Source organism: Rubneribacter sp. (assembly GCF_965361815.1).
The window spans coordinates 1-7937 of record NZ_CBDTNW010000013.1 but is presented as its reverse complement, the minus strand read 5'-3'; the positions used below and the strand labels follow the sequence as shown (position 1 = coordinate 7937).

The window sequence follows — 7937 nt, the reverse complement described above, 5'->3', positions numbered from 1 at the left end:
CCTCGCCGAACACCTCCCCCGCAGCCGCGCACACCGTGCCGTGGAACTTCGCCCCGTCCTCCAGCACGAGCAGCGCGGGCGCGCCCGCGGGTTTCGAGGTTCCCTCCAACAGCCGATCCGACATCTCGCTCACAGCAGTTTCCTTCCCGTGCGCCATCGGCCCTGCAAAAAAGGCGCCTCGTCGAAGACGAAGGCGCCGAAAGCCGCACACTGCCGATGCGCACCTTGTCGGCCTCTCCGGGCCGCCTTTAAAGGTCGGGCGCAAGTATACGCCCATAGCGGAAATTTGATTTTGAAAATGCAGAATTTTCTGCTATCAGGATAAAAATATGCAGTATATGGTAGACGGAGGGGAAGCGGCGCACGCAAGGCCCCCTCGCCAACGCGGCCTGATCGCGCGATAATGGCCCCGACGCGAAACCATCGCCGAGGCGGCCCGCAACCGCCGCCAAGGCAGCATCGGCAACCGCCGCCGCAAGCGGCGTCGGAAAGGAGGGGCCATGGGCCGCTACGGGAAAGAGGAGGTGCTCGCCTACTTGGACGAGCGTGGCGTGACGTACGAGGCGGTCGAGCACGAGGCGGTGTTCACGATGGAGGGCATGGAGGCTTTGCGCCTGCCCTTCGCCGACGAGGTGGTGAAGAACCTCTTTCTGCGCGACGACAAGAAACGCGCCTACTACTTGGTGATCATGCCCGAGGACAAGCCCGCGAACCTCAAAGAGCTGCGCCGGCTGCTCAAGGCGCGCCCTTTGCGCTTCGCCTCTGCGGAAGATTTGGAGGAGCTGCTCGGCCTGTACGCGGGGGCCGTCTCGCCCTTCGGCATCCTCAACGACGAAGAAGGGCGCGTGCAGGTGGTGATCGACGAGGAGCTGCGCTCCTACCAGGGTCTCGGCGTCCACCCCAACGACAACACCGCCACGCTGCACGTGCCGCTGGACGCCCTCTTGTCCATGGTGCGCGACAACGGCAACGACCTGGCCTTCGTCGCCCTCCCGCGCGCGGAGCGAACGGCCTAGAGCAGCTCGGCCGCGCGCGAGCCCCAGCCGCCACTTATGCGCGCGGCCTTGAGCGATCCTCCCGAGACGAGCTTGCCTGCGGGCCGCAAGCTCACGCGCTTGCGGCGGCCGCCCACACGCGGTAGTCCTCGAAGTTGATGTAGAGGCTCCAGTGGCGCAGGAACCAGTACTTGGTGGTTGTCTCGTAGAGCACCTGGCCCTTCAAAAGCTTGTCCTGCCGCGTGTCGTACACGTCACCTGTCTGCACGAACGCATGGTAGACGGCGTAGTAGTCGGCCGTCTTCCTCTTGTCGTCAACGGATACCACGTAGCGGCTGCGCTGCGACTCCGACGCCTTGACGGCCGCGCGCGCGTGGTCCCCTCCCTCGACCACCAGCCCGTTGGCTGCGGAAGGGCTGAAAGAGGCGCCGTTGGGCACGCCGACGGACGCCATCTCCTCGGCGAGGTTCTTCGGCCCCTCGTAGCCCGGCTGGCCTTTGCGGGCGGCAAGGCGCTTGGCCATCTCCTCGAACTGCGCCGCCGAGACGCCCGTGCTGAGCGTGACCGGCCCCACCTTGTCGATGTCGCGGGTTGCGAGCGCGCCGGGGAAGTCGATGCCGCACTCGAGGAAGAAGGAGCGCTCGGACAACCCGCCGGCAGCAGAGGATTTTTCTGTGCTGAACAGGCTTTTCGTCACAAGGTTCAGCACGTTTCCGTCATCGCGGTCCACAATCCGCCGGGACAGGCTCGATTCCTTCACGATCTTGCCCGTCTCGTCCACTTCGCCCGAGATCGTCTTGGACACGGCTTCGGCCTGGGCGACAAGCGACGCCTGGGCCGCCTTGGCCGCCTGAAGCTCCGCAGAGCCCGGTGCGGCATCGGCAATGGCCACGTTCAGCTCGCACATCGACGCCATGTACCCCACCAGGTAGGCTTGCCCCACATAGGCAAGGAATTGCCGGCGCGCGTCGAAGGTCTGCGGCTCCCAGTTGTAATAGGTGTCCACGTAATCGTAGTACAGCTCGCACACGCTCGACGCCGATATGGCCGAGTTCCCCACGATGAGCGCGCCCAAACCCTTCGTCAACTCGAGCGTCGTGCGGTTGTGGTGGGCCGAGTACTGCGACGTCGCCTGCGCCAACGTGCGCAACGCCTCCTGGTCGGCCTCGCTCATCTGGGAGAACGATTCGGCCGAGCCGCCCACGTCCACCTTCCCCGCAGCGTCGCACACCAGAAGGGACATCCCGTTCTCCTCGCCCAGAACACTCACATAGCCCGAAAGGGCGTTTAAAGCCTGGCGGTAGGAGCTGCGCGACTCGAACGACTCCAGCTGCTGGCCGAGCCCCGCCACGCCGCGTTCGATGTCGTGCATGTTCGACTGGATGGTGTCGAGGCGGTTCATAACGTCGGCCAGGGTGTAGACGGGCGGCGACATGACCCCTACGAGCTTCGCCACGCATCCGAACACGCTGCCGGCGCCTTGGAAGCAACCGTCCGCATCCCCCTCGAACGCGCGCACGAAGGAGCCGACGGCGTTGAGCGCCTCCTGGACGGCTTCAAGGGATTTCTCGGCTTTCTCGGCGGGGGTCAGATCCGGCGTGCGCGCCATGACCTGAGCCTCGCTACAGGTGAGAAGCGGGGCGCTTGCCGCCCCCACCGGGATCCCCCAGCGGTTCGACACCGCCCCGCCGCCTACGGACACCTGGCATAACGACAGCGCCCAGTCGGCAAGCTCGGCCTGGTCGGGAATGTGGTTGGCCGGCGCGCCGCAGCCGTCGGCATCGTCCACGAGAACCTCGAGCACATCCGCCTGGTCGGCCGGAAGCGTCGTCCGGAAGACGAAGGTCGAAGGCCCCGTGACAGCAAGCGTGCCCGCATCCACCACCGAGGCGCTCTCGCATGCGGCATCGGCCCCTGCGGCGTCCTCGACCGCCGCAAGCGGCACGCGGGCCACGTCCACGAAGGCGCCTGCGGACCGCAAGTCAACCTTTCCACCGTCCGCATCCTCCACCGAGGCCTCGCAGGAAAGCTCGACGGATCCGTCGGCCTCCACCGTCGCGTCTATCACGCGCGCCACGGCGAAGAGCGTGGCGTCAACGTACTCGAGGGCGGTCGTCTCGTAGCCGGCCTCTTGGCCGCGCGCCACGTCGTCGGAAACCGCAACCATCTCGCCGCAGTTCACAGCAGCCGCGTCAATGCGCACGCCCCCTGCGGTGAGCGCCGCGTCCAAGCGCTCGAAGCGCGCCTCGGCGTCATCGCCTGGAACCTCCAGGGTGATCCGCGCCTCGTGAGCGCCCTCGACGGCCTCCACCGCCGTCACGCGAACGCCCCCGTCGGCGGGCAGCGAAAAACGATCTGCGGAAACGCCCGCCAAGAACTCGGCACTGCCGATCGTCAGAGGCAGAGCGAAAAGGCCGTCCGCCGCGTTATAGCCCTCCCCCGCGCCCGCGTCGGCATCGAGCAGACGCGCCTCGGGGACCTCTGCGGGAACGACGCCCATGCAGCAGAGGACGTCCTCGGAAAAAGCGTCGGCGGCCGCGCGCACGGCGCCGTCGGAGCCGTCGTCTGCCACGCGCCCCTCGATGACAAGGTCGACCTGCGTGTCGGACGCGCGGTTAGCCGACGCAACCGCGCAGCCAGAAAACGCGTCTTCAAGGGAGAAGGAGGCCGCGGACAGATCCTCGGCAAAAGGCGTGTCCGACACAAGCGACACGTGCGCCCGGTCGGCGCCCTGCGCCACATGCGCTTCGGTGGAAAGCCACGCCACGGTGCTGCAAGCGTCCTCGGGAAGCGGGTCGGCCGATGTCGCCCGCATGCGGGCGGTCAGCTCGAACGACGAGCCTTGCAGCACGGCCGTCGCGTGCGCCGTGCCTTCGAGGGCGGCCCCTTCCACCGCATCGCCGTCGGCGGCGAACGCGAGGGAGGCGGGCGCAAGCCCTGCCGCAAGCCCAGCGGCCAAAAGGACGCAGAACGCGTCCCGGCCCGCGTTGCGCGCCCGACGCGAGCGGCGCAGCGCAAAGGCCGCGAAAGCCGCGAGCGCAACCGCCGCCGCGGCCAAAAGGGCGCCTACCGAGCCCTCGCCCGTGCCTGCGAGCGGCTTCACGGCCCCGCCCCCGGCACCGCCCGCATCGGCAAGCGAGAGCGTCGCCTGGACGCGCAGCGTGCCGCCCGGCTCCACCGTCTCGGCGCTCGCCCGTACCTCGCCCTCGACCACGCGAAGTCCCTCGGGCACCGTCAGCTCCAGATCGGCGCCGCGCAGGGCCGTGAGGCCCCCGTTCTCGCCTGTTGCCGTGACCAGCACCGCGCCGTCAGCGGCCTCCTCCACCGACACCGACGCCCGGGGCTGCCAGAGCGCGTCCTCCTCCGCCGCCCGAGCGTCCGCCCAGGCGACGGCGGGCATGCAGAGAGCAAGCGCCGCGAGCGCCATCAAAGCGCAAACGAGCGCCGAGGTGCGAGCGCCCTTCGCGCCAAGCGGGGACCGTCCTTTCGCAATCTGACCGGATGCGGACTTGCCGTGCCGCTTCACCAGGTGTCTCCTCATAGCGACACCCCTCCTCGCCTCTGCTCGCGCACCGGCCCTTTCCAATGCGCGCTTTTGGGAAAGTATACCCGACGATCACGCGAGCCGGAAAGGGGGCAGCCCGTCGCCGGCATCCGCAAAACGGCCCTGCATCGAAAACGATGCAGGGCCGTCCGTCGAAAGCAGAAGAGCGCTCCGAACCGCTACTCCACGATGGCGCCGTCCTCCAGCGTGGCGTAGCCGCCCACGTAGACGTCGGTGGCGCGGCCCGTGAGCTTAGCGCCGATGAAGCCCGAGTTCACGGCCTTGCTCGCAAACTCCGCGGCGTCCACCGTCCAGGCGGCCTCCGGATCGATGACCGTGAGGTCGGCCGTGCTGCCCGCCTCCAAGGCCACGCGCTCGATGCGCAGGATCTGGCGCGGGCGCACCGCCAGAAGCTCCACGGCGCGCTCCCAGCTGATGACGCCGGGCTTCACCAGATGCGTGACCACCAGCGAAAGCGCCGTCTCCAACCCTATCATGCCGAAGGGCGCCAGCTCGAACTCGCGGTCCTTCTCGAAGTCGATGTGCGGGGCGTGATCGGTGGCGATGGCGTCCACCGTGCCGTCCGCAACGCCCTTGATGAGCGCATCGGCGTCGGCGGCCGTGCGCAGCGGAGGATTCACCTTGAGGGAGGTGTTGTAGTCATCGCCTATGGCGTCCTCGGTGAGGAACAGATGATGCGGCGTCACCTCGCAGGTCACCGGCAGGCCCTCGGCCTTCGCGGCGCGCACAAGCTCAAGGCCGCGGGCCGTGGTCAGGTGCTGGACGTGCAGCGGGCAGCCGGTGAGGCGGCAGAGCGCTATGTCGCGGGCGATCTGGATCTCCTCGCCCTCGGCCGGCCAGCCGAGCATCCCCAGACGCGTGGAGGCCACGCCCTCGTTCACCTGGCCCTCGCCCACCAGGTCCTCGTCCTGGCAGTGGCTCATCACCACGCGGTCGAACTGGACGGCGTAATCCATGACGCGGCGCATCATGCCCGCGCCCTGCACCCCGCGCCCGTCATCGGTGAACGCGACGGCGCCGTGGGCCACCATGTCGCCCATCTCGGAGAGCGTCTCGCCTTTGAGGCCCTGCGAGCAGGAACCGGCCACATGCACGCGGCACTTGCCCACCGCCGCTGCGCGCGCCAGCACGTACTCCACGCCCAGCGCGCTGTCGATGACGGGCTTGGTGTTGGGCATGCAGCACACCGCCGTGAAGCCGCCGTGGGCCGCGGCGCGCGTGCCGGAGGCGATGTCCTCCTTCTGCTCGTAGCCGGGCTCGCGCAGATGCACGTGCAAATCCACCAGGCCGGGCACCACGATCTTGCCGGACAGGTCGCGCTCGACGCCCTTCTCCATGGAAAGTCCCTGGCCCACCTCGACGATCTTCCCGTCGCGCACCAGGATGTCGGCCGTGGCGTTCAGGCCGACCTGCGGGTCGATCACATGCGCGTTCTTAAGCAGCAAAGCCATCTTCGCTCCCTCCAAGCAAAAGGTACATTTCGGCCATGCGGGTGAGAATGCCCGCGTAGACCTGATCGAGAATGACCGAGCGCTTTGGGTGGTCGGCCATGTAGCTGTCCAGTTCGACGCCGCGGTTGATGGGGCCGGGATGGCAGATGAGGGCGTCGGGCTTCATAAGGTGCTCGCGTTCCTTCGTCAGGCCGTAGAGCATGTTGTACTCGCGCAGGCTGGGGTACGGCGCGCCCTCCAGGCGCTCGCGCTGGATGCGCAGCATGTACACCACGTCCAGCTCGGGCAGGGCCTCGTCGAGCTTGGCGGTCACGTGGTCGGCGCCGAGGACGTCGGGACGCGCGGGCATGAGCGTGGGAGGCGCTATGACCGTGACCTCGCAGCCCATGATCTTGAGCGCGGGGATGAGGCTGCCGCACACGCGGGAATGCCCGATGTCGCCCACCACGCCCACGTGCAGCTTGTCCAGGTCGCCCTTCGCCTGCCAGATGGAGTACAGGTCGAGGAGGGCCTGCGTGGGATGCTGGTGCTTGCCGTCGCCCGCGTCGATGACGTGGACGCCGGACACGTCGGCTATTTTGCGCGGCACGCCCGCGTGCTTGTCGCGCACGATGATCATGTCTATTTTGTAGGAGCACAGCGTCTCCACCGTGTCCACCAGGCTCTCGCCCTTCACCGTGGAGGTGGAGCTGCCGCCGAAGTTCAGGCTGTTGGCGCTCAAGCGTTTCTCGGCGATCTCGAACGACGAGCGCGTGCGGGTGGACGGCTCGTTGAACATGTTCACCACCGTCGTGCCCTTGAGCGTGGGCACCTGCTTGATGCGGCGCTCGTTGACCTCCTTGAAGCGCACAGCCGTCTCCAGGACGGTCATAATGTCGTCGGCCGAGTACTCCGTGATGTCTATCAGGTGCTTGTGGTTGAAGGCCATAGCGCTACTCACCTCCCAGGGGTGCGGCGCCGGCGCGGGCGCCTTCGTTCATTTCCAGGATCTCGACCTCGGACTTGCCGTCCACTTCCTCAAGGAACAGCCGCACGTTCTCGTCGGCGGCCGAGGGCACGTTCTTGCCCACGTAGTCGGCACGGATGGGCAGCTCGCGATGTCCGCGGTCCACGAGCACGGCCAGCTGCACCGCCGCCGGGCGGCCGATGTCCATGAGCGCGTCGAGCGCGGCGCGGATGGTGCGGCCCGTGTACAGCACGTCGTCCACGAGCACCACGGTCTTGCCGTCAAGGTCGAAGAGGATGTCGGTGGAGTGCACCTCGGGCGCCAGATGCGTGGCGAAATCGTCGCGGTAGAAGCTGATGTCGAGCTTGCCGAGCGGCACCTTGGTGCCCTCGATGGCCTCGATCTTCTCGGCCAGGCGCTTGGCGAGCAGATCGCCCCTCGTCACGATGCCGACGAGCGCGATATGCTCCGCGCCCTTGTTGGCCTCGAGGATCTGATGCGCTATGCGCGTCAGCGACCGCTCGATCTCGTCCGCGTCCATGCAGACGGTCTTGACCGTTCCTGCGTCGTTCATACACACCCTTTCTTCTCGTCGAGTGCGTACAGACGGACCTCGTTCCGCCGGGCCGCGCGCCGTCTAGCTCCTCGCCGTCCGGTCGCGCCGCCCCCGAGTTGGCGGCGTCTGCGCGAGGGCATGAAAAAAGCCTCCGCGACAGACAAAGGCTTCTACTCGTTCGCGCCCTTGTTCAGATGAGCGCTGCGGGGTGGTGCCTTGTCGGTCTCTCTGTACCGCTTTTAAAGGACTGGAGGCAGTATATGCGGTTTCAGGCGTTTTCGGAAGCCCCTTTATGCAGAAAATCGCAAAAAGCTGCGCGAGGGTCGCGGGGCGCGGGGCGTTGATTTGCAATCTCATCCGAACGCTCGGGGTTTTCTCCCACACTCACCCGCACGCGTTCGGCTGAGTGCGAGAGTTCCTTTCT

The 7937-nt window shown here is 67.3% G+C and carries 5 protein-coding genes; 1 reads left to right on the top strand and 4 read right to left on the bottom strand.

Features of this window, described 5'->3' with window-relative positions; translation table 11 throughout:
- Window positions 1-500: 500 nt before the first annotated feature.
- Window positions 501-1016: a prolyl-tRNA synthetase associated domain-containing protein gene (locus ACWKY3_RS00885; RefSeq protein ID WP_449314539.1), complete on the top strand. Its 516-nt coding sequence runs from the start codon at window positions 501-503 to the stop codon at window positions 1014-1016.
- A gap of 91 nt (window positions 1017-1107) precedes the next feature.
- Here the strand turns inward: ACWKY3_RS00885 and ACWKY3_RS00880 are convergent, their stop codons facing one another.
- From ACWKY3_RS00880 to pyrR, 4 genes are all read right to left on the bottom strand, one after another.
- Window positions 1108-4536: a hypothetical protein gene (locus tag ACWKY3_RS00880; protein WP_449314538.1), complete on the bottom strand. Its 3429-nt coding sequence runs from the start codon at window positions 4534-4536 to the stop codon at window positions 1108-1110.
- A 182-nt stretch (window positions 4537-4718) separates the two neighbouring features.
- Window positions 4719-6011 carry a dihydroorotase gene (locus ACWKY3_RS00875; RefSeq protein ID WP_449314537.1) on the bottom strand — a complete coding sequence of 431 codons (1293 nt, stop codon included), beginning with the start codon at window positions 6009-6011 and terminating at the stop codon, window positions 4719-4721.
- On the bottom strand, window positions 5995-6939 hold the full coding sequence (locus tag ACWKY3_RS00870) for an aspartate carbamoyltransferase catalytic subunit (protein ID WP_449314536.1): 945 nt from the start codon (window positions 6937-6939) through the stop codon (window positions 5995-5997). Before ACWKY3_RS00870 ends, ACWKY3_RS00875 begins: the two co-directional genes overlap by 17 nt.
- Before the next feature lie 4 nt (window positions 6940-6943).
- Entirely contained in the window at window positions 6944-7531 is a 588-nt protein-coding gene (pyrR, locus tag ACWKY3_RS00865) for a bifunctional pyr operon transcriptional regulator/uracil phosphoribosyltransferase PyrR (RefSeq protein WP_449314535.1), read from the bottom strand.
- Window positions 7532-7937 lie beyond the last annotated feature (406 nt).